The sequence below is a fragment of the Janthinobacterium amylolyticum genome, assembly GCF_051380655.1.
GTDB lineage: Bacteria > Pseudomonadota > Gammaproteobacteria > Burkholderiales > Burkholderiaceae_D > Janthinobacterium.
This window is the reverse complement of record NZ_JBNYXL010000014.1, coordinates 102,310-128,610: the sequence shown is the minus strand read 5'-3', so window position 1 is coordinate 128,610 and position 26,301 is coordinate 102,310. Positions and strand designations below refer to the sequence as shown.

The following is a 26,301-nucleotide window of genomic DNA, read 5'->3' as shown; positions in this document are numbered from 1 at the left end:
TAGCAAGTTGGTCCCACCCCTTCCCATCCCGAACAGGACCGTGAAACAACTTTGCGCCGATGATAGTGCTGCAACCAGTGTGAAAGTAGGTTATCGTCAGGCTTGTTATTCGCAGTAAGAGAAAAACCCGTCAAGCAATTGGCGGGTTTTTTTTCGTCTGGTGGTTTGTGGGTTATGTCTGTGGTGTTTGTCGGCTTACGCGCTGCGCGCTAAGCCGACCTACGTCGATTTACCGCTGGCCGGGTCGGGTAGGTCGGATTAGCGCGGCAAGGCCGCGCGTAATCCGACAACCACGCCAGCCGATCAAGACTCTTAGGGGCTGGCCCCGCTGTTCATTTTGCTGTTGGCTTCAATTCCAATGGTTTTATCCATGCTGGCGATTGCCGGATTTTTGAAAGGGATATCTTGTCTGCTTTGCATACGCTGGAACAATTACGGGCTGGCCAACTGGCCGGCCTGCGCCGTTTGAAGCTGTCGTGTGGCCTGACCGAGTTCCCGACGGAGATTTTCGACCTGGCTGACAGCCTGGAAATTCTCGACCTGTCCGGCAATGCGCTATCCACGCTGCCCGCTGACTTGCCGCGCCTGCACAAGCTGCGCATCATTTTCTGCTCGGACAACCTGTTTACCACCTTGCCGGCCGTGCTCGGCTCCTGCCTGGCGCTGAGCATGATCGGCTTCAAGGCGAACCGTATCCGCCACGTGCCGGCTGCCGCCTTGCCACCGAGGCTACGCTGGCTGACCCTGACCGATAACTGCATCGAGGCCATGCCGGATGCGCTGGGCAACTGCGGGCAACTACAGAAACTCATGTTGGCAGGCAATTGCCTGAGTGACTTGCCTGTTTCTCTTGCCCATTGCCAGCAACTGGAACTGGTACGCATCGCCGCCAACCGCTTCACGGCGCTGCCCGCTTGTCTGCTGTCTCTGCCGCGCCTGAGCTGGCTTGCATATGCGGGCAATCCCTGCACGGAGGCACAGGAACTGGCGGCGCTGGACAATGCGGATATGGCAGGCGTGGCCTGGCCGCGCCTGCAACTGGCGCAGCAGCTGGGCGAGGGCGCATCGGGCGTCATCTATCGTGCCCGCCTCGATGGCCGGGATGATGTCGCAGTAAAGATATTCAAGGGCGCGATGACCAGCGATGGCTTGCCGCGCAGCGAGATGGCCGCCTGTGTCAGCGCCGGCGGACACGCGGGGCTGATTCCCATCCTCGGCATCCTGGACGGGCATCCGCAACAGGCGATGGGTCTGGTCATGCCACTCATCGATAGTGCCTTCCGCAACCTGGCAGGGCCCCCCAGCCTGGATTCGTGCACGCGCGATGTGTATGCCGATGGTTTGCAGTTCAGTGCGTCGCAAGCGCTGGCGCTTGCCCATGGCATTGCCTCGGCCGTGCGCCAGCTGCATGCGCGCGGCATCGTGCATGGCGACCTGTATGCGCACAATATCCTGCATGCGCACGCGGGTGACTGCCTGTTGGGCGACTTTGGCGCGGCATCCATGTTCCAGTCCGCTTCGCCGCAAGCGGCCGCATTGCAAGGCATCGAGGCACGCGCCTTTGGCGTGCTGCTGGGCGAGTTGATTGCCCATGCCGACATGCCTTTGCCTGCCCTGCAGGCGCTGATGGACACTTGCCTGCAGGAAGAGGTACTGCGGCGGCCGCGCTTTGACGTGATCGAACGGATCTTGCGGGAAATGCTCCCGGCATAAAAAAAATGGCGCAACCTTTGCAGGCTGCGCCATTTTTATTTCAGGCTGGGCAGATTCAGCCCGCTACCTGGATTTCTTTTTCCGGCAGGGCGATCTGGTTGTCGACGCTGAACTGGTAGTCCTTGAAGACGTGTTCGGCTGTCAGGATCTGGTATTCGCCGTTGTCCAGCTTGTGCGTGGTGTCCTTCAGGCGGTACGTGTAATGGCCGCAGGTCCAGCAGTTGAAATTGCGCATGTGGGTACACAGGCAAGTCTTGTCCATCACGACCACGGTTTTTTGCTCCGGATGGGCAGCGACTTCGCGGTTGTAGGAGTTGATGTAGGCGCAGTTGCCCGTCGCGTCGAGCAGGTAGCCATACGATTCGCAGCCTGGACGGATGCCGGCGCCGATGGCGGGCGTGTTTTTCAGCATGCGCATCGGGTAGCCCGTCGGCGAGACGCCATTGACGATGATGTCTTCTTCCGATGCCTTGTAGTATTCCTGCTTGACCTTGTTTGGCAGGCCGCATTCATTCGTGACGGTGAAGCGTGTCGCCACTTGCACGCCGGCCGCGCCCGCTTCCAGGAAGGAAACGGCATCGCTGCCCGTGAAAATGCCGCCGGCGGCGATCAGCGGGATGTCCAGCTGTTCCGCCTTCAGGTAGGCCAGCAGTTCAGCCGTGATCGTGTGCAAGTCGTAATTGGCCCAGTCCATGCCGAAGCCCAGGTGGCCGCCGGCCAACGGACCCTCGACAATGATGAAGTCGGGCAAACGGTCCAGCTTGGCGTTCTTGCGCAGGAAAATCTGCAGGGCGCGCACGGACGAGACAATGATGCCCAGCTTGGCATCGCGGAAACGCGGATGGTCGGCCATCAGGGCAAACGAGCCGAAGTGCAAGCCAGCCGACAGGGTGATGCCGTCGATGCCCGCGTCCAGTGCCGCGTTCAGGCGCACGCGCAAGGTTTCGCGCGGGCCGTTCATGGTCAGCTTTTCCATGCAATTGACGAAGATCAAGCCATCGCCTTTCTTGGCTTCCATGGTACGGCCAATATGCAGGCGTTGCGCTTCCGCCAGGCGTCCCAGGTCGAACTGCACCACAGCCTTGTCGCTGTTGTTGATGTTGAATTTGTACAGTTTCGTCTTGTCTTTGACGAAAGTGGTGTCGAAACGGCGATCCGACACGTCTTCCACCATGGCATCGGAAATATGCCCGATACCGTTCAGCCGGGCCGCTTCCAGGGCCAGCTCCGACGTGGAAATATCCACACCCATTCCGCCTATCATGATGGGCACATACTCTTTTTTGCCAAATCGCAGGCGGAAATCATCAACACGTTTCATTGCTATCCTTAGACTACCGTGGTTATCACTGAGCCAGATGTACGTTCAGGCCCGCTGCCTTGAAGGCGTGCGGGCGCGCGCATGTAGCTGTGCACAGCCCCAATTCTACCCCAAGCGGGGTGGCTCACCGAGGCATTGCGCCGTTCGTTGCTTGCCGGCCAGGGTCGGCAAACGCAGTCCGGGCGGCGTTTAATCGCGGAAATTGTTAAATTCCAGCGGCATGTCGGGCACGTCCTTGCGCAGCATGGCCATGGCCGCCTGCAAGTCGTCGCGCTTGGCGCCCGTGACGCGCACGGCTTCACCCTGGATGCTCGCTTGCACTTTCATCTTGCTGTCCTTGATGACGCGCACGATTTTCTTTGCGTCATCGGACTCGATGCCATTCTTGATCTTGATGATCTGCTTGACCTTGTCGCCGCCGATCTTCTTGATGTCACCTTCGTCGAGGAAACGGACATCGACCTTGCGTTTGGTCAATTTGTTGGTCAGCACGTCGCGCACCTGGCTGAGCTGGAACTCCGAATCCGCAAATGCGGTCAGCTCGTTTTCCTTGTGTTCGACGCGGGCGTCGCTGCCCTTGAAGTCGAAGCGGGTCGTGATTTCCTTGTTGGATTGCTCGACGGCATTCTTGACTTCGATCATATCGGCTTCGGAGACTACATCAAATGACGGCATGGTCTGTTCCTTTCGTATTAGAGCGAACGCGCTCGTGGCGCGCCGGGCGCGCGCATTCTTTGCAAAATGGCACAGCCCCGTTAAAGATGCGACATTTTAACGGACAACGGACGGCCTGCCCTTGTCTTGCGCTGGTTTTTTGTCGGTTTCACTCTATAATCGAGCAAAATAATCGCTATCCCATGTCTCCAGAGCTCACCATCGAACACAATTACAACCTCCAGCGCCTGAATACCTTCGGCATCGCGGCCCACGCGGCCGCTTACGTTTCCATCACTTCCCAGGCTGAACTGCAGGCGGCACTGCAAGATCCCGCCTTGTCCGCCATGCCGCGACTGATACTGGGCGGCGGCAGCAACATCGTGCTGACAAACGACTTTCCCGGCGTCGTCCTGCACATGGCCACGCGCGGCATGCGCCTTGCGCAAGCCGATTTCGAGACCATCCTCGTGACGGCCGCGGCCGGTGAAAACTGGCATGATTTCGTGCAATGGACACTGGCGCAGGGCGTGGGTGGTCTGGAAAACCTGTCGCTGATTCCCGGCACGGTGGGTGCGGCGCCTATTCAGAATATTGGCGCGTACGGCGTTGAAATCAAGGATTATCTGCACAGCGTGAGCGTGATGCACAGCGCCAGCGGCATTGTTTTCGACATGGACCGCGACGCTTGCCGCTTCGCTTACCGCGACAGCATCTTCAAGCAGGAAGACGGGCGTGAGCTGATTGTGCTGGAAGTGACGTTCGCCTTGCCGGCCGAGTGGCAGCCGAACTTGCGCTACGCGGAGCTGGCGCAGGCCGTGGCCGAGCGCAATATTGCCGAGCCGACAGCACAACAGGTGGCCGAGACGGTGATGGCGATCCGTCGGCGCAAATTGCCGGATCCGGCCGTGATCGGCAATGCGGGCAGCTTCTTCAAGAATCCCGTGGTGTCGCGCGAACAGTGCCTGGCCTTGCTGGAACGCTTTCCCACCTTGGTGCACCATGCGCAGCCCGATGGCACGGAAAAGCTGGCGGCCGGCTGGCTGATCGATCAATGTGGCTGGAAGGGGAAAAACCTGGGGCCCGCGGGAGTGTATCCCAAGCAGGCGCTGGTTCTGGTGAATAATGGCGGCGCTCGTGGCGCGGACATTACCCGGCTGGCGCAAGCGATACAGGATGATGTAGCGGCGAAATACGGCGTGCGCCTGTCGCCCGAGCCTGTGTTTATCTAACAGTCAACTAACAGTCAATCCGCGCCTGAGAAAATGTGAAGGGCAGAGCAACGCGGCCATGGCTGTTTTTCCTGCGCGGATTAGCCAAAGTGGCAGACATAATCCAGTGTCTCGAGGGTTTCAATGTCAAAATGGCTATTGCCCGCAATCTTGAATTCCTGGCCAGGGCCATAGCTGTTCCATTCCGTCGCGTCCGCCAGACGCACCTTGCACAGGCCGCCGACGACTTCCATGATTTCCGGCGCGCCCGTGTTGAAGCGCAACGATGACGGGAAAATCACGCCCACGCTTTTTTTCGTGCCATCGGCCAGGATGACATTGTGCGAAATGCATTTGCCATCAAAGTAGATATTCGATTTCTTGACGACGCTGACATTGTCCAGTTGTGTGCTCATGCTTCACTTTCCTTGCGGTTAAAAATCAGTCTTCGACGTCATCGGCGCTCAGCACGCTGTTGCGTCCGCCGCGCTTGGCCGCGTACAGGGCCTGATCGGCGCGGTTGATCAGTTGCTCGATGGTCGACTCGGGTGAGGGCACCACCGTGGCCACGCCGATCGAGATGGTGACGATGCCGGCGGTCGCCGCCGGGTTTTCGATCTGCAAGCCTTCCAGGTGGCGCCGGCATGCCTCGGCGATCATCCGCGCGCCTGCCGCTTCCGTTTCCGGCAGGATCAGGGCGAACTCTTCGCCGCCGTAGCGGGCGGCCAGGTCGGCCGGGCGTTTCAAATGTTCGGTCAGCACGGCAGCGACTTTTTTCAGGCCAAGGTCGCCCGCCAGGTGGCCAAAGTGGTCGTTATAACTTTTAAAATGGTCGATGTCGCAGAACAGCAGGCTCAGTGGCGCCTTGTCGCGCTGGCCCCGCTGCCATTCGAACTGCAGGGTTTCATCGAAGCGGCGGCGGTTGGCGATGCCCGTCAAGCCATCGAGGGCGGCCAGTTTCTGCAACTCGATATTGGCGTCAGCCAGATTCTTCTGGCTTTCGCGCAGGAAGCGGAATGCCTGGTCGCGCTGCAGACGGCTGATGTGCGCCGCCGAGTGGTAGCGTATGCGCGCCAGCAGCTCCAGGCGGTCCGGCAGTTTCACCACGTAATCGTTGGCCCCCACGGAAAAGCTGTGCGCCTTGAGTTTCGGGTCATCCTTGGCCGACAGCACGATCACGGGCACATGCGCCAGCGCCTCGTGTTCGCGGTACAGCTTGATCAAGGCGAAGCCATCGATGCCTGGCAGCACCAGGTCTTGCAGGATGACGGTCGGTTGCAGCCGCAGCGCCGTGTCCAGCGCCTGGTTGGCATCGGTAATGTAATGGAATTCGATATCCTGCTGGTCGCTCAGCATGCGCCGGATTGCCTCAGCAATGATCAACTGGTCGTCCACCAGCAGGACGCTGACCTTGAATTCGGTCAGCGCAGGCTCGTGCTGGATGAAACTGGAGGAAAATTCTGGCATTGCATTCTTTTCAGATGTTGGGGGAGGGCTCCCACCCATTGTTGAGTTTGGCGCCCAGGCGGCCGCGCAGGCTGGCGCCAATCTTATCCAAAGGTAAGATTTGCTGCGCCGCATCGAGTTCGGCCGCCGCGCGCGGCATGCCGTACACGGCACTGCTGGCCTGGTCCTGCGCTATCGTCGTCTTGCCGGCGCGGCGCAGGGCCAGCAAGCCATCGCCGCCATCGCGGCCCATGCCTGTGAGCAATATACCGACGGCGTCGCCGCGCCAGTGCTGGGCCACGCAATGGAAAAAGACATCGACGGAAGGACGGTACACATATTCGCGTGGTGCTGCATCGTAACCCAAACGATAATTTTGATCTAGAAGCAAGTGATCATTGGTCTTGGCGACCAGCACCGTGCCGGCCACCAGTTCGTCGCCCTGGCCGATCACGCGCACGGGCATGTCCAGCTGGTCATCGAGCCATTTGGCGAAGTGCGAGGCGAAGGTTTCATCGATATGCTGGACCACGACGATGGCGCAGCCGGGCGGTGCGCTCCAGCCCGACAAGACCTTCGCCACGGCCGATGGCCCGCCCGTCGAGGCGCCGATGGCCACCAGCGTGGTGACCTGGCCGTCGCCCCGTTCGCCGCCATTGGCAGGAGCCTGGCGCGGCGGCGGCGGCTCGGCGCTGTGGCGTATCAGCTTGCCGATCGTCTTGATCTTCGCCAGCAGTTCGCTGTCGCCGCCTACCTGGCCCTGCAAGACGGGCGTGGCGGTGACGTCAAGCGCGCCGGCGCCCAGGGCGCGGAAGACCTGGTTGACATTGTCCTGCGGGCGCCCCGTGACCACCAGGATGGCGCACGGGCTTTGTTCCATGATCTGGCGCGTCGCCTCGACGCCGTCCATCTCCGGCATGTTCAAGTCCATCAGGATCAGGTCGGGGCGGTTGTCCAGGCACATGCGCACCGCTTCGAGTCCCGTGCGGGCGATCCACAGCACCTGGTGTTCCTGCGTGCTGGCCACCACGCGGCGCAAGGCCTCGGCGGCCATCGCGACATCATTAACAATGGCAATTTTCATGAATTGCAACTCATAAGCGCGCATCTCCTATCAGGTCGGCCACCGCGTCGAGCAGGGTCTCGTCGTGGAAGCTGCCCTTGGTCAGATAATAGTCGGCACCGGCGGACAGGCCGCGCGCGCGGTCCTCCGGGCGATCCTTGTACGAGACGATCATCACCGGCAGCTTGTGCAGGTGCAGATCCTTTTTGATCAGCGACACCAGTTCGATGCCGTCCATGCGCGGCATGTCCACGTCGGTGATCACCAGGTCATATTCACCGCTGCGCACCACGTTCCAGCCGTCGATGCCGTCGATGGCCACGTCGACGTCGAAGCCGCGCGCGAGCAGCAGCTTGCGCTCCATTTCGCGCACCGTCAGCGAATCGTCGACCACCAGGATGCGCTTGGCGCGGCGCTGCTGCGCATGGCCCGCCTGCGCCAGCTGGTGCAGGCCGCCCTCGTGCAGCAGCTTGTCGATCGACAGCAGCAAATCGGGCACGTCGAGGATCAGCACCGGTTCGCCGTTGTCCAGCAGGGCGGCGGCGGAAATGTCGCGCATCTTGCCGAAGATCGGATCGATGGCCTGCACCGCCAGGCTTTGCTCGCCGCGGATGGCGTCCACCACCAGCGCGTAGCTTTGCTTGCCGCGCCCGATCACCACCACCGGCAAGTCGTCGGCGTTGCTGGCGCTCTCGCCCAGTTCCAGCACCTGCGCCGCCGAGACGAGGCCCAGGTTCTCTCCCTTGAGTTCAAAGAACTGCTTGTTTTCCAGCGTATGGATGGCCGATTGCGGCACGCGCACCACGCTTTCCACCTTGACGATGGGGATGGCATACGCTTCGCCCTGGATATCGATCACCAGCGCGCGCACGATCGACTGCGTCAGCGGCAGGGTGATGAGGGCGCGGAAGCCCCGTCCCGGCTCCGACTCCAGGCGCACGGTGCCGTTTTGCTGGCGTATCGTTTCGTGCACGATGTCGAGACCCACGCCGCGCCCGGACAGTTGATTCGCTTTTTCCTTCAGGCTGAAGGCGGGCAGGAACAAAAATTCCAGCAGTTCGCCCGGCGACAGCGCGGCCGCCATAGCCGGACTGGCCATCTTGCGCTCGATGACGGACTGGCGGATTTTTTCCAGGTCGACGCCGCGCCCGTCGTCGCTGATCTCGATGCTCAGCATGCCGGCGCGGTGGCGCGCCTCCATGCGTATCGTGCCCAGCGCTTCCTTGCCCGCATCGATGCGTTCGTACGGCCCTTCCATGCCATGGTCGATGGCATTGCGCAGCATGTGGTTCAGCGGGCTTTCGATCTTCGCCAGGATGTCGCGGTCGACCAGCGTGTCTTCGCCGTCGATTTCCAGCTGCACTTCCTTGCCCAGGCTGCGCGCCAGGTCGCGCACCATGCGCGGGAAGGCGTGGATGCCGTCGCGGAAAGGGCGCATGCGCAGGGCCAGCACTTCATCGACCATGCCTTGCGAGACGGCCAGCAAACGCCGTTCATAGGTTTCGGTGTCGGCGATGTGCTCAAGCATGAACTGTTTCAGCGGCTGCGTCTTTTGCAGCGCCAGCAGGGATTTTTCCATCAGGCCCGCGTCGCCCGAGCGGGCAATGGCTTCGTGCAGCTGCTCGATGGCGGAAAACAGGCTGCTCTGGTTGCGCTTGAAGCGCTGCAGGGCGCCGATGAACGGGTGCATCTGGTGCGCATTGATGCGCGATTCGCTGGCCAGCGACAGCAGTTTGTCGAAGTTCTGCGCCGGTGCCTTGGCGGGCGCGTTGGCCCCTGTCCGTGGCGCAGGGGCGGCCGCAGCCGTTTCCTCGCCGGCCAGGCCGCTGGCCAGCGGCGCCTGCACTTCGCCCGCGTCGGGCGGCAATGACGCCGCTGCCGCGACAGGCGCCGGCGCGGCAGCGGGCGTCGGCGCCGAGGGCAGGGCCGGCAATTCGGGCAGGTCGGCGATGCCGGCGATGGCGTTCAGGGTCTGGTCGATCTGCACCGCATTGGCGGCCAGCCAGGCTTCCGCGCCCGCGTCGTCCAGGCGCGACAGCTGCACGATCAGGTCGACGCCCGAGAGCAGCACGTCGACCCGCTCCGGCGTGAGTTTCAATCGGCCATGCTGGGCGGCGACAAAGCTGTCTTCCATGCCGTGCGCCAGCTGCACCACCACTTGCAGGCCGACGATGGCGGCGGCGCCCTTGATCGAGTGCGCCGCGCGCATCATGGCTTCGACGGCGGCCGCGTCGCCCGCGTGGCGCTCCATGGCCAGCAAGCCATCGGTCAGGATCTGGGTCTGGCTGTCCGCCTCCATGCGGAACAGGTCCAGCATGGAAAAGGCACTCAGGTCGCCGTGCTGGTCCTGGCTCATCGTAATAGTCTCGCAAGTTGGAAGCCGATCAGCGCCGTGTCGAGGCAGCCGATGCGCATGTCGCCTTCGGTGATCACGCCCGACAGGAAGCGCGACAGGCCCTTGTTGATGGTGGCGGCCGGCGCCTGCACGGCTGCCGAGGCGTAGCGCACGATGCCATGCAGGTCGGCCACGGGCAGCGCATACGACTGCTCTTCCCAGCGCATCAGCAGCAGGCGCGCAAAGGTGTGGCGTCCCTTGGCCGCCGGCGCATCGTGGTAATCGATGCCCAGCAGGTGCGCCAGCGACATGCAGGGATACAGCTTGCCGCCGATATTGACGATGCCGGCCAGGCCACGTCCACTGCGGTGCGGCAGCGCATGCGGCGCCGCCTGTGGCGCCACGGAGTCGAATACGCGCGTGGGCAGCGCCAGCCATTCGCGGCCGATGCGAAACACCAGCACCGAGCTGTCGCGCACTTCACCGCCCGCGTCCAGCTGGCGGAAATGGCTGGCCCAGTCGCGCTGGTAGTGCGCATCGACGGGACGCTGCAGGTTGCGCTGGGCGGCGCCGGCATACACGTCGCAGTTGCGGCAATGCACGTTGGCGGGCAGCTTGGGGCAGCTCTGGTCGCCGACCACGCCGATGTGGTTCCAGCAGTCGTTGATGTCGTCCAGGGTCTCGTTGGTGGTCATGGATACCCCTTAGTTGGAAGCCTGGCGGCGCTGGAAGATGCGTGCCGCGCGCGCCTTCAGCGTGGATGCCGCCGTGCTGTTGCCATTGCGTTCGGCCAGCAGGGCCAGGTGGCACAGCGCTTCGTAATGGTCGGGCTGCAGGTAGATGCAGCGGCGCCAGTAATCGTCCGCCAGGTCCATCTTGCCGGCCAGTTCGTTGATGATGCCCAGCATGAAATACGCTTCCGCCGCCTCGGGCACGCGGGCCAGGTGGGCATGGCATTTTTCGCCCGCTTCGCGCAGCTGGCCACGGTCGGCCAGCAGGCGCGCTTCGGCCAGCAGGTCCGTTTGCACAGCGGCTTGCTGTACCGGCACGGCACGCGGGCGCGCCGCCGCTGGCGCTGGCGCCGGTGGGGTACGCGATGGCGCCGGCCGTGGCGCGGGAGGCACGCTGCGCAGGGTGCGCGCCGGCGGCAAGGCGGCCACCTGGATGACGGCGGCCGGCGGCGTGCTGTCCTTCTTCAGCGCGAAGGCCTGGCGGAACTGCAGCGGCGCGAAGCCGTTCTGGCAGAACGACGGCACTTCCGCATAGCCGGCCAGCAGCATGCCGTCGTCGGCCAGCAGGGCAGAGAGGTTCTGGATCGCCGCGCGCGTGGTGGGCTTGTCGAAATAGATCAGCAGGTTGCGGCAGAAGATGACGTCGTAATGCTTGCTATAGGTGGCGGTATCGAACTGCAGCAGGTTGCCCTGCCTGAACGTCACCTGCTCGCGCAAGGCGTCGATGATGCGGTAGCAGTCATCGGCCACGTGCGTGAAGTAGCGCTCGCGGAAGGCCACGTCCTGCGCGCGGAAGGCATTGCGGCCATAGATTCCCGCCTGCGCCCGCTCGATGCAGCCGGGGCTCAGGTCATAGGCGTCGATGCTGAAGGCCTGCTTTGGCACGCCGCCGTCGCGCAGCGCCATGGCCATCGAATACGGTTCTTCGCCGCCGGCGCAGGGAATCGACAGGATGCGCGTGGCGCGTCCCCGTGCCCAGCGTTCCTGCACCAGTTCGACGGTGGCGTAGAAGGCCTGCGGGTCGCGGAACAGCCACGATTCCGGCACCACCACCAGTTCGATCAATTGCGTCATTTCCGCCGGCGTGATGGCGTGCAGATAGGTTTCGCTGTCGGCAAATCCTGTTTGCTCCATGCGCTGGCCGACGGCCCGCTCGGCCACGGATTTCGAGACGGACAGGCCGGTGGCGCGGCGCAGCAGGGTTTGCGCCGTCATGCCGCGCTCCCGCCCTGGAACAGCAGCGCGCGCACGTCCGGCGGCAGCAGGTGTTGCAGTTCCACCAGCTGCACGATGCCGTCCGTGTCGCTGGCCACCTGGCCCAGGAAGGGTGCCGTGGCCACGCCGCTGTCTTCCAGTTTTTCCATGGCGATGTCGGCGATGCCGCGCACCTGCGAAGCCAGCAGGCCCAGTGCGTGCGTATCGCGACCGGGCGCCTGGTAGTCGACGATGACGATGCGCGTATCGAATTGCGCCGCCGCCGGCGGCAGGCCCGCCAGGCGCGACAAATCAATCACGGGCACGGGCACGCCGTGCAAGTCCATCAGGCCGGCCACATAGTCCGGCGTCAGCGGCAGCTGCTTGAGTTCCAGCAGCGGCAGCACGCGCACGATGCCGGCCAGGGGCAGGCCGTAACGGTCGCGTCCGATATGAAAGACCAGGACTTTCATGGCTCAGATGGTCACGGCGAAGGTCGACACGCTCGACTGCAGGTCACCGGCCGCATATTGCAGCTGGTGCACCGCCTCGCTGGTGGCCTTCAGGGACTCCACGGTTTGTTGCGTCGCATCATTGAGCTGCATCATGGTGTCGGAAATCTGCGAAGCACCGATGGCTTGCGACTGCATGCCTTGCAGCACGGCGTCAAATTGCGGCGTGAGTTTTTGCACCTGGTCCATCACGGAAGACAATTGCTCGGCCACTTGCCGCACTTCGCCCACGCTGCGGCGAATTTCTTCCGAGAATTTATCCATGCCCATCACGCTGGCGGACACGGCTGACTGCATTTCCTTGAGCATTTGCTCGATATCCCACGTCGACACGGAAGTCTGGTCGGCCAGGCGGCGGATTTCCGTCGCCACCACAGAGAAGCCGCGGCCCGCTTCGCCGGCTTTTTCCGCCTCGATGGCGGCGTTCAGCGACAGTATGTTGGTCTGGTCGGCTACCTTGGTGATGGTGATCAGCACGCTGTTGATATTGCTGGCTTTTTCCGACAGGGCGGCCAGCTTGGCGTTGATGGAATCGGTGGCCGAGACCATGTGCTGCATGGTCGAGTCCATGCGCTTGAGGTTATTCTGCGCTTCGGCCGTGGCGTTCGTCGTGTAATCGGCCACTGCCGTGGCGTCTTCCATGGTTTTCAGCAGCTGGCTCGTATTGGCCGAGATTTCCTTGGTGGTGCTGAGAATTTCCACGCTGGTTTGCGCCTGCTCAATGCCCGTGGCTTCCTGCTGGCGCGCCGAGGCGGCGATTTCCGTGGCCGAGGTCGTCACCTGGATGCCGGCCTTTTGCACATTGTTGAGCAGGCTGCGCAGGTTTTCGAACATCTTCGCCAGGCCGTTGCCCAGCTGGCCGATGGCGTCGCTGCCCGTGATGCTGACCTTGCCTGTCAGGTCGCCCGAGGCGGCTTTCGAGACCACTTCCAGCAGGGAGTCGACCTTGGCGCGCAGGGTATTCGTGGCGGCCAGCTCATTGGCCTGGTTATCCTGGATGGTTTGCGCCATGCGGTTGAATTCTTCCGTCACCTTGCCCAATTCGTCACCGGAGACGATGGCGGCGCGCGCGCCTTGCTCGCCGCCGGCGATGCGGCCAACGGCATCCGTCAGGTTGTTCAGGGGGCCAAGAATGGACTTGCCGAGAATATAGGAAATGCCCAGCGCCAGCACCACGCACAGCAGGCCGCCCAGCGCCAGGGTCAGCATCATGGTTTGCTGTAATTGTGCCGTGGTGGCGGTGCGCTCTGCCAGCAAACGGCTTTCCTCGGCCGCCGCTTCGTCGAGCATCTGGTTGGCTTGCTTGACGGCCGGATAGCCGGCCGGCGGCATGCTGCGCGCCACCGACTCCGTGGCGCCCGGCGCATTGCCCAGTGCGCGGCGTTTTTCAATCAGCGGGTTAATCCATTCCTTGACCCAGGTGGTGGCCAGCTGGTCGATCTTGCGGAAGCGTTCCGACTGCACCTTATTGTCGGCCGTCATGGCGACGGCTTTTTGCGTGTGCTGCGCCAGGATTGCCATTTCGTCCGTTTCCGGGTTCAGAGATGCGTCGTTGCCGGTCAGGATGAAGCCGCGCGCTTCCACCTGGATTTGCAGGATGGAATTATGGATCTTGTCGATCTCGATCAGCACTTCCATCGTGTGCCGGTCCCATTTGTTCGCTTCCGACAGGCGCGCAAAGCTGTTGTAGGCCACACCCAGCAGTATCAGGATGATGGCCACGATCGAGCCGAAGCCCAGGTACAGTTTATTCTTGATACTCAGGTCTTTGAACATGGGAGGGCTCCGGAAGCGGGAAGGTCAGCACAATTGCACTGTAGCATTTTGCCACGTGGACAGCAAAATGGGGACAATCCCGGGACGTGGCGCGATGTAAATCGCGGACGAGTGCGCTGCAAATGCAAAAAAGCCGCCCAAAGGCGGCTTTTGCACAGGCCGGGAAGCGACGCCTCCCCGCCTCGATTACTTCTGGCCGCGCTTTTCGCGGGCGATGGCGGCGATGCGCATGCGCAAGGCGTTCAGCTTGATGAAGCCGCCGGCGTCGGCCTGGTTGTAGGCGCCGCCGTCTTCGTCGAAGGTGGCGATGTTCATGTCGAACAGCGAATCCGTTTTCGAATCGCGCGAGACGACGATCACATTGCCCTTGTACAGCTTGATGCGTACCCAGCCGTTCACGGTTTGCTGCGTGTGGTCGATCAGGGTTTGCAGGGCAACACGCTCGGGCGCCCACCAGTAGCCGTTGTAGATCATCGAGGCGTAGCGCGGCATCAGGTCATCTTTCAGGTGGGCCACTTCGCGGTCCAGGGTGATCGATTCGATGGCGCGGTGGGCTTTGAGCATGATGGTGCCGCCCGGGGTTTCATAGCAGCCGCGCGATTTCATGCCGACGTAGCGGTTTTCCACCAGGTCCAGGCGGCCGACGCCATGCTTGCCGCCAACCTTGTTCAGTTCAGCCAGCACGGTGGCGGGCGACATGCGCACGCCGTTGATGGCGACGATGTCGCCTTTTTCGTATTCGATGTCCAGGTATTCCGCTTCGTCCGGCGCCTTTTCAGGGCTGACGGTCCAGCGCCACATGCTTTCTTCCGCTTCGGCGCTCGGGTTTTCCAGGTGGCGGCCTTCAAAGCTGATGTGCAGCAAGTTCGCATCCATCGAGTACGGCGCGCCGCCGTTCTTGTGCTTCATGTCGATTTCGATGCCGGCGTCTTCCGCGTACTTCAGCAGCTTTTCGCGCGACAGCAGATCCCACTCGCGCCATGGGGCGATGATTTTCACGCCAGGTTTGAGCGCGTAGGCGCCCAGCTCGAAACGCACCTGGTCGTTGCCCTTGCCGGTGGCGCCGTGCGAGATGGCGTCGGCGCCGGTGGCGTTGGCGATTTCGATCAGGCGCTTGGCGATCAGCGGACGGGCGATCGAGGTGCCCAGCAGGTATTCGCCTTCATACACGGTGTTGGCGCGGAACATCGGGAAGACGAAATCGCGCACGAATTCTTCGCGTACGTCTTCGATATGGATGTTTTCCGGCTTGATGCCGAACTTGATGGCCTTGGCGCGTGCCGGTTCCAGTTCTTCGCCCTGGCCCAGGTCGGCCGTGAAGGTGACGATTTCGCACTGGTAGTTATCTTGCAGCCATTTCAGGATGACGGAGGTATCGAGCCCGCCCGAATAGGCCAGGACTACTTTTTTAATGTCGCTCATATTGCTTCCAGTTGTCGTTGTCTATGTATGTATTGCGATACTGCCAGGGTTTGTGCAGTGCCTGGCGAATTAGTTGATTTTACCGAGTAACAGGTATTCGATCAGCGCTTTTTGCACGTGCAGGCGGTTTTCCGCCTCGTCCCACACCACCGATTGCGGGCCGTCGATGACTTCGGCGGCCACTTCCTCGCCACGGTGGGCGGGCAGGCAGTGCATGAACAGGGCGTCGGGCGCGGCGCGGGCCATCTTCGCGCCATCGACGATCCAGCCGTCGAAAGCGGCGATGCGGGCCGCGTTTTCCGCTTCATAGCCCATGCTGGTCCAGACGTCCGTGTTGACCAGGTGCGCGCCTGCGCAGGCATCGGACGGATTGTCAAAGAAGGTGTAGCGTTCGGTCTTGACTTGCGCCAGGTCGATGTCATAGCCCTTCGGCGTGGACACGTTGACGTGGAAGCCGAACACTTCGGCCGCCTGCAGCCACGAGTACAGCATGTTGTTGGCATCGCCGATCCAGGCGACGACCTTGCCGGCGATCGAGCCGCGGTGTTCGATGTAGGTGAAGATGTCGGCAAACACCTGGCACGGGTGGTGTTCATTGGTCAGGCCATTGATCACGGGCACGCGCGAATTGGCGGCGAAACGCTCGATGATCTCCTGGCCAAACGTGCGCACCATGATGATGTCGCACATGCGCGACATGACCTGGCCGGCGTCTTCCACCGGTTCGCCACGGCCCAGCTGGGAGTCGCGCGTGTTCAGGTAGATGGCGGCGCCGCCCAGCTGGTGCATGCCGGCCTCGAACGAGAGGCGGGTGCGGGTCGAGTTCTTTTCAAAGACCATCACCAGGGTGCGGTCGATCAGGGGATGGTAGATTTCGTAATTCTTGAACTTGCGCTTGATCAGATGGGCGCGTTCGATCACATATTCGTACTCTTCCAACGTGAAATCGGAGAACTGGAGGTAATGCTTGATCGGTTTTTTTGTCGACATAATGACCACTTGAAGATGCGCAGGCCGCCGGCGGCGTGCCTTTCCCGCCGGGTTGCATCAGCGTAAACATCTCGTGCTGATGACTGCCTTGCCCGGCGCGCTGCTGTGTTGATCGTCGCCCGCGCCTGTGAATCACGCGGATCGATGCGGTTTGCCAAGTTGTAAATCATGCAATGGCAGGGACTTCAGCCATTCAATTATAAGGGTTTTGCTTTTAGATTGGAAAGACTGGCCGGACAGGTACTTGTGTAGACAAGCAGCGTTGTCCGGCCGGCGTTTCAATAGATGCTGGCCGGGTCGGCCGCGTCAAGGCGTGGCGCCACCCGCGGCAAGTCCAGGGTAAAGCGCGTGCCGGCGCCGCTGCTGGCCACCTGGATGGTGCCGCCCAGCAGGGCCGTGACGATGTTGTAGCTGATCGACAAGCCCAGGCCGCTGCCGCCCTGGCCCAGCTTGGTGGTAAAGAAGGGGTCGAAAATGCGCGACAAATACTGTTCCGCGATACCGCCGCCATTGTCCTCGAAGACGATCTGCACGCGCGCTGCGTCCGCCGTGGCGCACAGGCGCATGCAGCCCGTGCTGGCGCTGCCGTCGTTGCCGCCCGGGTCGAAGGCGTGCAGCAGGGCATTGTTGATCAGATTGGTGATCACCTGGCCGAACGGCCCCGGATAGCTGTCCATGGCGATGCCGAAATCGACCTCCATCTCGATGCGATGGCCCGAGCTGCGGATGCGGTTCATGACGGTGGCGATGATTTCATTGCTCACTTGCTGCAGGTCGAACTGGCGCCGCTGCTCGGTGGTGCGGTCGACGGCCACCTGCTTGAAGCTGTTGACCAGGTCGGCCGCGCTGTGCAGGCCGCGCATCACCAGCGCCGACGCCTTGCCCGCATCCTCGATGTACGCCGCCAGGTCGGAGCGGCGCAGGCCGGGGCCGTTCATCAGGCGTTCCACGTCTTCCGTTTTCTGTTGCATCGTGCTGGCGATCAATAAACTGTTGCCGATCGGCGTATTCAGTTCATGCGCCACGCCGGCCATCAGCGAGCCGAGGGCGGCCAGCTTTTCCTGCGACACCAGCTGCGCCTGGGCATCCTGCAACTGGCGGTAGGCGCTGGCATTGTCGAGGGCGATGGCGCCATACGCGCACAGGGTGCGGAAGATCAGGCGCTCGCGTTCGCCATACGCGTTGGCTTGGCAAGCCTGCACCGTCATCACGCCCAGCACGCGCTCGCCCACCATCAGCGGCACGTACAGCACGCTCTGGTTATGCAGGGTGCCGGGCACCGTGTAGGCGTGGCGCCGCGGCGGGACTTGGGCGATATACACTTCGCGCCGGCCAAGTAGGCAGCGCACGGAGTAGGCGCGCGGATTGCTCAGCGGAATGGCGTTGTCGGGCAGGGGGCGGCCCGCTTCCATGCCGTGCGCGCGGCGCAGCGCCGTGCCGGGGCCATCGAGCATGTAGACGGCGAAAGTGTTGACGGGCAGCAGGGCATGCACGTGGCGGTCCAGCACCTGGAACACGGCGCTGGCGTCGAGATGGGTGGTGATTTCCTGGCCGATGGCCGACAGGCGCTCCAGGGTGTCGCTGGTCTGTTGCAGCACTTCGGCACGGCGCGCCTCGGAGGCGGCCAGTTCGCGGTGGTGATAGCCTTCCGAACGCGCATGTTCCGTCTGGTGGTAGACCTGCATGGCGGTGGCGCGGTTGCTTGCCTGCTGGGTGTGGCTTTTTTCACGCGCCATGCCCGCATCGAGGGCGATGTCATAGGCGCGCGCATAGTCGCCCGCATGCGCGTACTCGCGCGCCAGCGCATCGAACAGCTCGCCTGGCGGCACATAGCCGTCGATGGAGGCGGCCACTTGCAGGGCCTGGTGCAGGAAATGCAGGGCCGGGTTGCGCTCGAGCATGCCGGGCGGCGGCGGCAGTTCGTGGCGCGCATGCAGCATGGCCAGCACGCGCAGGGCCGCCACCTGGTGCATGGCATCGCCTTGCGCTGTCGCCAGCTGGCAGGCCCGCTCGGCTGCCTGCAATGCTTCTTCCGGACGGTCCAGGTAAGACAGCGCATGTGCGCTGCCGCGCTGCGCCATGCTGCGGAAGTCGGCCTGGCCCAGCGCTTCGGCCCGTTGCGCCAGGCGGCTGAAGGCGTCCAGGGCCGTGTCGTAGTCGCCCTTGTCCAGGCTCAGTTCGCCCAAGTGGAACAGGGCGTTGGCGTAGGTGCGCGCGCCGGCCACGGGCGCCAGGATGTGCAGCGCGTCGCGCAGCAGTTCCTCGGCCGTGGCAAGGCGGCCCAGCTTGCGCATGGTGTCGGCCGCGTGCGTCTGGCAGGCGCCGATGCTGCGCGGCCAGCCCGTGGGGCGCGCCAGGTCCAGCGCGCATTGCATCCATTCGAGCGCCGATTCGTTGTCGTTGAGGCTGGCAAAGCAGTCGCCGATATTGATGGCGGCCGTGATGGCGCCGCGCAGCTGGCCGCTTTCCAGCGCCGCTTCATAGCTTTGCATGTAGTGGCCGGCGGCCGTGCCCAGGTCGCGCGAGGTATGCGCCAGCAGGCCGCGGAAGTCATGCACCCAGGTAGCCAGCGGCACGGGCAGCTTGCCGCCGTCACCCTGGAACTGGGCGCCCCAGCGGGCCTGGGCGGCAGGTGCGTCGCGCAGCACGGCCCAGCGCGCCGTAGCCGCGTCGGCCAGGCTGGCGCGCATGCTGTCGCCGGCGCTGCGCGCCTGTGCGGCGGCGGCCAGCAATTCGGCATCGCAGCGGGCATGGTCGCCCAGGTCGACGGCGATCGAGGACAGCAGCCAGTGGACGTCGGCGCAGCCGGCGCCGTCGCCGTGTGTTGTCAAGGTGGCGTGTGCCGCCAGGGCCAGGCTTTCCGCGCCATCGAGGTTGCCGCGCAGCCAGGCCAGTTCCGCCTGCACCAGCTGCAAACGGGCCGAGGCCCGAGCCTGCGCCGCGGGAGCAAGGCCGGCCAGCGGCAGCAAACGGCCCGCTTCTTCGGCCAGTTCGTTTGACCGCATGCAGTCGCGCTGGCGCAAATGCCAGGACAGCGACAGCAGCAGTGGCACGCGCTCGGTGCCGCGCAAGGGCAGCAAATCGGTTTCCCACTGCGCTACTTCATGTTCGAGCGCGAACATTTCCATTCGACAAATCTCCCCGCGGCGTCAGCCTGCAAGGGATCAGGCTGTACTGCAGCCTATTGTAAGCTGCATTCGCGGGCATTTGTTCAGTCCGCCAGACAGATTTCACGTGCCGGCGCGCGGGCCTGACGGCAGGCTAGCGCGAGACCAGGCGCACGGACGTGGCGCCGTCGAGGCGCATGGCGCTGCGGCTGTCGGCGGACATGCGCAAGCCTGGCAGCACCTGGGCATCGTCGATCACCACGCGCTCGCCGGCATCGCTGAAGGCGAACGAGGCGCCGCGCCGCGTGACGAACACGCCCGGTGCCTGCGGATACAGTTCCACCTCGGCCTTTTCATGGCGGCTGTTCTTATCGCTCAGGCGGCCAAAGAAATGCATGTTGTCCTGGCGCACCACGAGTATCTGTTCGTTCGACAGCAGGTAGTGCTGTTCGATCTGCAGCGCTTCCTCCGGCGTCACGCGGTGGGGCGAGCTGACGCTGACCCTGACGCTGTCGGTCGGTGCGGGGGCGTTTTGCGCCAAGGCGCCGGCGCTGGCGAGGGACAGCAGTACGGCGGCGGCAAGGGGGAAGAGACGGGAGCTTTGCATGACATTCACCTTCAATCAGGGTTGAGGAGTGTAGATAGATTAGACCGTGGTGCCACTGCCAGGTTTCCTGCAGGGACTGATGACAAGGTAGCAAACGTGCTCCCGCATCGCCAGCGCGGGGCGATGAAAGGCCGGTTTGATGCGCTGAAATGCATAAAACCGGTGTTGAACTGTTTTGGGATTAAACGTGGAAAGCAGGCTGGGCTACAGAATTAAATTCTGTCAGCCTGCCTGTTGCTGTCGTGAAATTCGATGCGTGCGGGGTGCCCGGCAGCAGGGTCAGTACAGTGTCTGCGCCGATTCGTGCAGCAATTGGCCATACAGGGTATGGCGCATCTTGGCGATCTTGCCTTCGGACACCGCTTGCAAAATCGCGCACTGGGGCTCGATCAGGTGGCGGCAGTTGTAGAACTTGCAGCCGCCAAGGTAGGGCTGGAATTCACGGAACGCCCGTTCCAGCATGCCTTCGGACAGGTGGTACAGGCCGAATTCCTGGAAGCCGGGCGAATCGATGATGGAGCTGTTCTCGCCCAGAGCGTCGAGCTTGTACAGGCGCGTAAAGGTCGTCGTGTGCTTGCCTGTGTCCAGCGCGGCCGAGATTTCGCGCACGGCAATGTCGGCATCCGGCACGAGCAGGTTGATCAATGACGACTTGCCCATGCCCGACTGGCCGATCAAAATCGACGACTGGCCCGCCAGCAGCGGACTCAGGGTGGCGACCGCGTGCTCGGGTTCGGCGCGCGCCGACACTTCATGCACGGGATAGCCCATCGACGAGTATGGCAGCAGGCGTTCGCGCGCCCGTTCCAGCGAAGCCGTCACGTCCGTTTTATTCAGGATGATGCGCGCCTCGATGCCGGCCGCGTCAGCGGCCACCAGCGAGCGTGAGATCAGGTCGTCAGCAAAGCCGGGTTCGGTGGCCACGACGATGAACAGCTGTGTCAGGTTGGCCGCCAGCAGCTTGGATTTATACTGGTCCGAGCGGTACAGCAGGGTCTTGCGTTCCTCGATGCGGTCGATGACGGCCTGGTCGTTGGAAGTGCGCGTCAGGTGCACGATGTCGCCCACGGCCACATTGGTCTTCTTGCCGCGCGTCACGCATTGCAGCTTGGCGCCGTCCACGTCGGCCAGGTAATGGCGGCCGTGGGCGGCGATGATGATGCCGGTCAGCTTGCCGTCGCTCATGGCGCCACCTGGCTGCTTTGGTAAATGTCGTCCGCCTTGGCGGCGCAGATGAAGTCGTTTTCGGACAGGCCGCCGGCGCCCTGGTTGACCGAATGCGTGTCGTAGCGCACGGCGCAGGTTTTGTAAGTAATGATGAGCTCCGGATGGTGATCTTGGGTATGGATCATCCAGGCCAGGGCGTTCACGAACGCCAGGGTCTGGTAATAATTCTTGAAGCCGAAGTCGCGGCACAGCTTGTCGTTCTGCACCGTCCATTCGGGCAGAAGGGCCAGCCAGGCGGCGACGGCGGCAGCGCTCAAGGCATCCTGCCGAGGCGCGCAGTGAAGCTGGCGCAACATTTGCGCAGTGGTTGGCGTACTCATGCGGCAGCCCCTTTCAGGTGGCGGATGCGCACGCTGGCCGGCGGGTGCGAGTCAAAAAAGGCCGAGTGCAGCGGGTCGGGGGTCAGGGTCGCGGCATTGTCTTCATACATTTTCACGAGCGCCGAGACCAGGTCATCCGCCTGCGTGTGCGTGGCGGCAAAGGCGTCCGCCTCGAATTCGTGCTTGCGCGAATTGAGCGAGGTCAGCGGTCCCAGCAGGAAGGTGAAGACCGGCAACACCAGCATGAACAGCAGCAGGGCCAGCGCATCCGTCGGCTGGCCCGTCAAGGCCAGGGTCACCGGGTCGACGCCGAGGCCCGCGTAGAACCATGGCTGTGTCTTCAGGAAACCCAGCAGCGCAAGAAAACCCAGCGAGACGAGGAACAGCATGGCGATGCGCTTGACGATGTGCTTGAGCTTGAAGTGTCCCAGTTCATGCGCGAGCACGGCTTCGATTTCATGCGGTGCCAGGCGCGACAGCAGGGTGTCATAGAAGACGATGCGCTTGTTGGCGCCGAAGCCCGAGAAATACGCGTTGCCGTGGGCGCTGCGCTTCGAGCCATCCATGACGAACAGGCCTTTCGAGGCGAAGCCCACGCGGCGCATCAAGCCTTCGATGCGGCTTTTCAAGGCTTCGTCGGCCAGCGGCGTGAACTTGTTGAACAGCGGCTGAATAAAGTTGGGGAAGATGACCATCATCAGCAGGGAAAACGCGCTCCAGACGATCCACGCGTAAAACCACCACAGGTCGCCACTTTTCGCCATCAGGAACAGTATGACCCACAGTAATGGCAGGCCCAGCGCGGCCGTGAGGCCTATGTTCTTGAGCAAGTCCGTGAAGAACAGCTTCTTGCTCATCATGTTGAAGCCGAAACGCTGTTCCAGCACGAATTGCTGGTAGTACTCGAAGGGCAGGTCGATCAGGCCGGAAATGACGGCGAAGGCAACCATCAGGCCCAACTGGTACAGCATCGGCGAGCCTGCCGCTCCCGTCAGTTCATGCAGGTACAGCGCCAGCCATTGCAGGCCGCCCAGCAGGGTAAAGCCGATCAGCACGGCGTAGTTGACCAGCAGGGTCAGCAGGCCGAACTTGGTCTTCGCCACCGTGTAGTCGGCCGCCTTCTGGTGCGCGGCCAGGGGGATCTTTTCCGCGAACTCGGCAGGCACGGCGGCGCGGTGCGCCAGCACGTGGCGGATCTGCCGCGAGGCGAGCCAGAAGCGCACGGCCAGGGTCAAAACGAGGACGGATACAAACAAAATCGAAAACGCGAGTGAATACATTCTGTGCCTGTGAGAAAATGGCTGATTATTTAGTTTGATTAGGCCAAGAGAGAATTATGTCACAAGCGACCGACTTATCTGCACCCACCTCTGCATCCACCCCCGCTCCCGTCGTCCCGGCACGTCCAAATGAGATGAACCTGGTCTGGGTCGACATGGAAATGACGGGCCTGGAGCCCGATACCGACCGCATCATCGAAGTGGCCGTGGTAGTGACGGACATGCACCTGAACCTGCTGGCCGAAGGCCCCGTGTTCGTGATCCACCAGTCGGATGAAACCCTGAACAAGATGGATGCCTGGAACAAGGGCACGCATGGCCGCTCGGGCCTGATCGACAAGGTCAAGGCATCGACCGTGACGGAAGCGCAGGCGGAAGCGGAACTGATCGCGTTCCTGAAGAAATACGTACCGGCAGGCAAGTCGCCCATGTGCGGCAACACCATCGGCCAGGACCGCCGCTTCATGGTGCGCGGCATGCCGAAGCTGGAGGCATTCTTCCACTATCGCAACGTTGATGTATCGACACTGAAAGAGCTGTGCAAGCGCTGGAAGCCGGAAATCGCCACCGGTTTCAAGAAGCACCAGAAGCACACGGCGCTGGCCGATATCCTGGAATCGATCGAAGAGCTGAAATACTACCGCGAGCACTTTATCAAGCTGTAATCGAAGACGCCTCACAAAACCTACTGCGCGTCGGTATAGGCGGCCTGCGATGCTCACCGTACCTTCGTACGGTTGCGCTTCTTAGCCACCTCTCCCTTCCGCTCGCTACGGTTTTGTGAGGCGTCGCGAAGGTTCCGTTACAATCGTACCAAAGTCAAAATCGAGGGGGTGCCAAGCGCCATCTTCATCTTGCCACTCCAGCGCAAACGCTGCCGTTTGCCGCAAGTCCGTGATCCACACTGTTGCGCCAGGCTGGCGGAAATATGCCGCGCACGGGCCGAACGATGGCGCCAGCCGGCAAATCACCAATCCCTCGCCCGCCACGGCGCACCATTGCTCATTGACATCGATCAAGGCCACGGCCGGGTCGCCATAGAACTCGCCCACGCCCGCTTGCCGGCCATCGGCCGCCGTTACCGTGGCGTGTTCGTATGCATGCTGGACGATATATGTGGCGCTGCGCGCCAGTTCCTGCTGAGTCATGCGGTCTCCACTGTTGGCCAGACGGTTTCCTGGTCGGCGCGCGCCTCGGCGATCAGCCATTCGCAGAATGCATGCACGAGTGGCCGCGTTTCCGCCTGGGGCGAGCGCAGCAGATAATAGCAGTGGGGGCCGCGCACCGCGTGTTCAAACACGCGCACCAGGCGGCCAGAACGCAGGTCGTCGCCGATCAGGGGGCTGGCGGCAATCGCCACGCCCTGGCCGCTGGCGGCCGCGTCCAGGCATAAATACGTGTGCGAAAAGCGCGCGCCGCTGTTGCCGCTATTGCCGCTGTAATGCACGCCGCAGCTGTGCAGCCAGCGCGTCCAGTCGATTTCGCCGGGCAGGTGCACTTCCGGTTCGTCGTGCAGCAGCGGATAGCGCAGCAGGTCGGCGGGCTGGCGCAGGCTGGCCGCGTTGGCACGGAAATCCGGGCTGCAGACGGCGGAAAACCATTCTTCCATCAGCAGGTCGACCTTCAGGCCCGGATAGCGTCCCGGCCCCAGGCGGATGGCCACGTCCACGCCGTCGCGGGCCAGGTCGACCGGATGCATCGATGCCAGCACGCGCAGCTCGATCTGCGGATAGCGGTCGCGCAGCCGGCCCAGGCGCGGCATCAGCCAGCGCGAGACGAGCGAGCTGGTGGCCGTTACCGTCACCACCTTGTCGTCGCCCTGGCGCCGCGCCTGTTCCGAGACGTCGGCCAGCTGGTTGAGGATCGGTCCCAGCGACGCCGCATAGCGCTGGCCCGCATTGGTCAGCACCACGCCGCGCGGCAGGCGCTGGAACAGCACGATGCCCAGCCACGCTTCCAGCTGTTTCACATGGTGGCCGATGGCGCCGGCCGAAACGTGCAATTCCTCGCCGGCGCGCTGGAAGCCTTCATGGCGGGCGGCCGCTTCGAAGGCGTGCAGGGCGGCAAGTGGGGGCAGGGGACGTGACATGGCACTCTTCAGAGAATTGAGCCTCAGTAATATTTGGCCTATCCGTGAAGAATATTGGTTTGTTTCATTTTGCGCAAGCGAATATGATGCCGGCACTGCGTGAAGCGACCCGCAATAGGATTCACGCATGCACATCTCCCGGCCTGGCTGGGCATTTATATTTACAACGTTACAACGCCTGGGAAAACCGTCGCGATACGCAGCAGGTTTACCCTGGCGTACTCATAGAGGTTTAGTCATGTCTGATCGCCGCGCTGTTGCGCTGGTGTTGCTGTCGGCCGCCGGTTTCGGCAGTTCCGCAGTGTTTGCCAAGGCGGCCTATGTGTCCGGGGTCAACCCGTCGACCATGCTGGCCTTGCGTTTCGTTATCGCCGCCATGCTGCTGCTGCCGCTCGTGTGGCTCGGTGGCTGGCGCTTGCCGCGCGGCCGCCTGCTGGCCGGCTACATGCTGATGGGCCTGATGTACACGGCCCAGTCGCAAGGCTATTTCAATGCGCTGATGTATGCCAGCAGCGGCCTGTGCGGCATGCTGCTGTACGTGTATCCCGTGCTGGTGACGATATTGGCGCTGGCGCTGGGCTGGGAAAAGCTGGACCGCCGAATGCTGGTGCTGCTGGCGCTGGCCATCGCCGGCATGGCCACCACCCTGGGCGGTAAATTGCAGGGCCAGCCCATCGGCATCGCGCTGGCGCTGATGGCCGCCGGCGTGTACGCCGTGTACATCCTGTTTGGCAACAGCCTGTCGAAAAGCCGCGAGAATATTCACCCGTTGGCGGCCTGCGTGGTGATCCTGGGCACGGCCGGCCTGGCGAACAGTGCGATTGCCGTGTGGCAAGGCGTGTCCTTGCCGGGCACGGCCACGGGCTGGCTGGCCGTCAGCGCCATCGCCCTGTTCTCGACGGCGATCGCGATTGCCGCCTTCTTTGCCGGCGTGGCGCAAATCGGCGCGGCCAAGGCGTCGATCATTTCCACCTTTGAACCCGTCATCACGATGGCGTTTGGCGTGACCCTGCTCAAGGAGTCCGTGAGCGGCACGCAACTGCTCGGCGGCGCAATGGTGCTGACGGCCGTGATCCTGCTGGCCCAGCGTTCCAGTCCGAAGCAGGAAGCGAAACCGGCCGCCATGCCGGGCGCGCAAGCGAGCGCCTGATCCCTGTTTTTTCCTGAACTGATCGGCTGTATCGATCGGTCTCCTTTGCGCCGCGACGGGTTTCCTGCCGCGGCGCTTTTTTTGCGCGCACAAATAACACTTGATTGCGAATGATTCTCATTTATAATTAACGGCAGGATTCCCCCACCACCA

General features: G+C 62.7%; 23 protein-coding genes and 1 rRNA gene. 5 read left to right on the top strand and 19 right to left on the bottom strand.

The features are described from left to right. Together rrf and ACQ4WR_RS25810 are read left to right on the top strand one after the other, a co-directional pair. Positions 1-102, top strand: a 5S ribosomal RNA gene (gene rrf / locus ACQ4WR_RS25815); the annotation flags it as partial. A 312-nt stretch (positions 103-414) separates the two neighbouring features. Beyond that, positions 415-1,713 carry a leucine-rich repeat-containing protein kinase family protein gene (locus ACQ4WR_RS25810; RefSeq protein ID WP_436490774.1) on the top strand — a complete coding sequence of 433 codons (1,299 nt, stop codon included), beginning with the start codon at positions 415-417 and terminating at the stop codon, positions 1,711-1,713. A 55-nt stretch (positions 1,714-1,768) separates the two neighbouring features. On the opposite strand, the gene ACQ4WR_RS25805 is transcribed toward ACQ4WR_RS25810, so the two are convergent. After that, entirely contained in the window at positions 1,769-3,034 is a 1,266-nt protein-coding gene (locus ACQ4WR_RS25805; protein WP_102297694.1) for a nitronate monooxygenase, read from the bottom strand. A gap of 189 nt (positions 3,035-3,223) precedes the next feature. Continuing rightward, a complete protein-coding gene (locus ACQ4WR_RS25800; protein ID WP_034759416.1) occupies positions 3,224-3,709 on the bottom strand; it encodes a YajQ family cyclic di-GMP-binding protein in 486 nt (161 codons plus the stop codon). Between the two features lie 182 nt (positions 3,710-3,891). On the opposite strand from ACQ4WR_RS25800, the gene murB reads away from it, so the two are divergent. Then, a complete protein-coding gene (gene murB, locus ACQ4WR_RS25795) occupies positions 3,892-4,920 on the top strand; it encodes a UDP-N-acetylmuramate dehydrogenase (RefSeq protein ID WP_102297696.1) in 1,029 nt (342 codons plus the stop codon). 80 nt (positions 4,921-5,000) lie between these two features. Here murB and ppnP read toward each other — a convergent pair whose 3' ends face one another. From ppnP to ACQ4WR_RS25720, 15 genes are all read right to left on the bottom strand, one after another. After that, positions 5,001-5,315 (bottom strand): pyrimidine/purine nucleoside phosphorylase, encoded by a 315-nt coding sequence (gene ppnP, locus ACQ4WR_RS25790; protein ID WP_436490765.1) that lies wholly within the window; start codon positions 5,313-5,315, stop codon positions 5,001-5,003. Positions 5,316-5,340: 25 nt separating this feature from the next. After that, the gene (locus ACQ4WR_RS25785) at positions 5,341-6,366 is read right to left on the bottom strand and encodes a diguanylate cyclase (protein WP_102297702.1); all 1,026 of its coding nucleotides are present in this window, start codon (positions 6,364-6,366) and stop codon (positions 5,341-5,343) included. Between the two features lie 10 nt (positions 6,367-6,376). After that, a complete protein-coding gene (cheB, locus tag ACQ4WR_RS25780; protein WP_436490762.1) occupies positions 6,377-7,429 on the bottom strand; it encodes a chemotaxis-specific protein-glutamate methyltransferase CheB in 1,053 nt (350 codons plus the stop codon). 10 nt (positions 7,430-7,439) lie between these two features. Then, positions 7,440-9,764: a hybrid sensor histidine kinase/response regulator gene (locus ACQ4WR_RS25775; RefSeq protein WP_436490760.1), complete on the bottom strand. Its 2,325-nt coding sequence runs from the start codon at positions 9,762-9,764 to the stop codon at positions 7,440-7,442. Beyond that, entirely contained in the window at positions 9,761-10,438 is a 678-nt protein-coding gene (locus tag ACQ4WR_RS25770) for a chemotaxis protein CheW (RefSeq protein ID WP_436490758.1), read from the bottom strand. Before ACQ4WR_RS25770 ends, ACQ4WR_RS25775 begins: the two co-directional genes overlap by 4 nt. Positions 10,439-10,447: 9 nt before the next feature. Continuing rightward, positions 10,448-11,689, bottom strand: a complete 1,242-nt coding sequence (locus ACQ4WR_RS25765) for a CheR family methyltransferase (protein WP_436490755.1) — start codon at positions 11,687-11,689, stop codon at positions 10,448-10,450. Beyond that, positions 11,686-12,141: a chemotaxis protein CheW gene (locus ACQ4WR_RS25760; RefSeq protein WP_436490753.1), complete on the bottom strand. Its 456-nt coding sequence runs from the start codon at positions 12,139-12,141 to the stop codon at positions 11,686-11,688. Before ACQ4WR_RS25760 ends, ACQ4WR_RS25765 begins: the two co-directional genes overlap by 4 nt. 3 nt (positions 12,142-12,144) lie before the next feature. After that, positions 12,145-13,956: a methyl-accepting chemotaxis protein gene (locus tag ACQ4WR_RS25755; RefSeq protein ID WP_102297965.1), complete on the bottom strand. Its 1,812-nt coding sequence runs from the start codon at positions 13,954-13,956 to the stop codon at positions 12,145-12,147. A gap of 186 nt (positions 13,957-14,142) precedes the next feature. Further along, the gene (locus ACQ4WR_RS25750) at positions 14,143-15,378 is read right to left on the bottom strand and encodes an argininosuccinate synthase (protein WP_102297967.1); all 1,236 of its coding nucleotides are present in this window, start codon (positions 15,376-15,378) and stop codon (positions 14,143-14,145) included. Positions 15,379-15,447: 69 nt separating this feature from the next. Further along, positions 15,448-16,368 carry an ornithine carbamoyltransferase gene (gene argF / locus ACQ4WR_RS25745; protein ID WP_102297970.1) on the bottom strand — a complete coding sequence of 307 codons (921 nt, stop codon included), beginning with the start codon at positions 16,366-16,368 and terminating at the stop codon, positions 15,448-15,450. Between the two features lie 278 nt (positions 16,369-16,646). Beyond that, positions 16,647-19,490: an ATP-binding protein gene (locus ACQ4WR_RS25740; RefSeq protein ID WP_436490751.1), complete on the bottom strand. Its 2,844-nt coding sequence runs from the start codon at positions 19,488-19,490 to the stop codon at positions 16,647-16,649. A gap of 139 nt (positions 19,491-19,629) precedes the next feature. Then, the gene (locus ACQ4WR_RS25735) at positions 19,630-20,082 is read right to left on the bottom strand and encodes a hypothetical protein (RefSeq protein WP_102299729.1); all 453 of its coding nucleotides are present in this window, start codon (positions 20,080-20,082) and stop codon (positions 19,630-19,632) included. A 279-nt stretch (positions 20,083-20,361) separates the two neighbouring features. Next, positions 20,362-21,267: a ribosome small subunit-dependent GTPase A gene (gene rsgA, locus ACQ4WR_RS25730; protein ID WP_102299730.1), complete on the bottom strand. Its 906-nt coding sequence runs from the start codon at positions 21,265-21,267 to the stop codon at positions 20,362-20,364. Then, entirely contained in the window at positions 21,264-21,629 is a 366-nt protein-coding gene (locus ACQ4WR_RS25725; RefSeq protein WP_436490749.1) for a 4a-hydroxytetrahydrobiopterin dehydratase, read from the bottom strand. The genes rsgA and ACQ4WR_RS25725 overlap by 4 nt, the downstream gene beginning before the upstream one ends. After that, entirely contained in the window at positions 21,626-22,909 is a 1,284-nt protein-coding gene (locus ACQ4WR_RS25720; protein ID WP_102299733.1) for a M48 family metallopeptidase, read from the bottom strand. Before ACQ4WR_RS25720 ends, ACQ4WR_RS25725 begins: the two co-directional genes overlap by 4 nt. A 56-nt stretch (positions 22,910-22,965) precedes the next feature. Between ACQ4WR_RS25720 and orn the strand changes: the two genes are divergently transcribed. Further along, positions 22,966-23,574, top strand: coding sequence for an oligoribonuclease (gene orn, locus ACQ4WR_RS25715; RefSeq protein WP_436490747.1), 609 nt, complete (start codon positions 22,966-22,968; stop codon positions 23,572-23,574). 105 nt (positions 23,575-23,679) lie between these two features. Here orn and ACQ4WR_RS25710 read toward each other — a convergent pair whose 3' ends face one another. Both ACQ4WR_RS25710 and gcvA read right to left on the bottom strand, forming a co-directional pair. Continuing rightward, positions 23,680-24,057 carry a hypothetical protein gene (locus ACQ4WR_RS25710; protein ID WP_102299744.1) on the bottom strand — a complete coding sequence of 126 codons (378 nt, stop codon included), beginning with the start codon at positions 24,055-24,057 and terminating at the stop codon, positions 23,680-23,682. After that, positions 24,054-24,998, bottom strand: a complete 945-nt coding sequence (gene gcvA / locus ACQ4WR_RS25705; RefSeq protein WP_058051030.1) for a transcriptional regulator GcvA — start codon at positions 24,996-24,998, stop codon at positions 24,054-24,056. Before gcvA ends, ACQ4WR_RS25710 begins: the two co-directional genes overlap by 4 nt. A 238-nt stretch (positions 24,999-25,236) precedes the next feature. On the opposite strand from gcvA, the gene ACQ4WR_RS25700 reads away from it, so the two are divergent. Next, entirely contained in the window at positions 25,237-26,148 is a 912-nt protein-coding gene (locus ACQ4WR_RS25700; protein WP_436490745.1) for a DMT family transporter, read from the top strand. Positions 26,149-26,301: the final 153 nt, after the last annotated feature.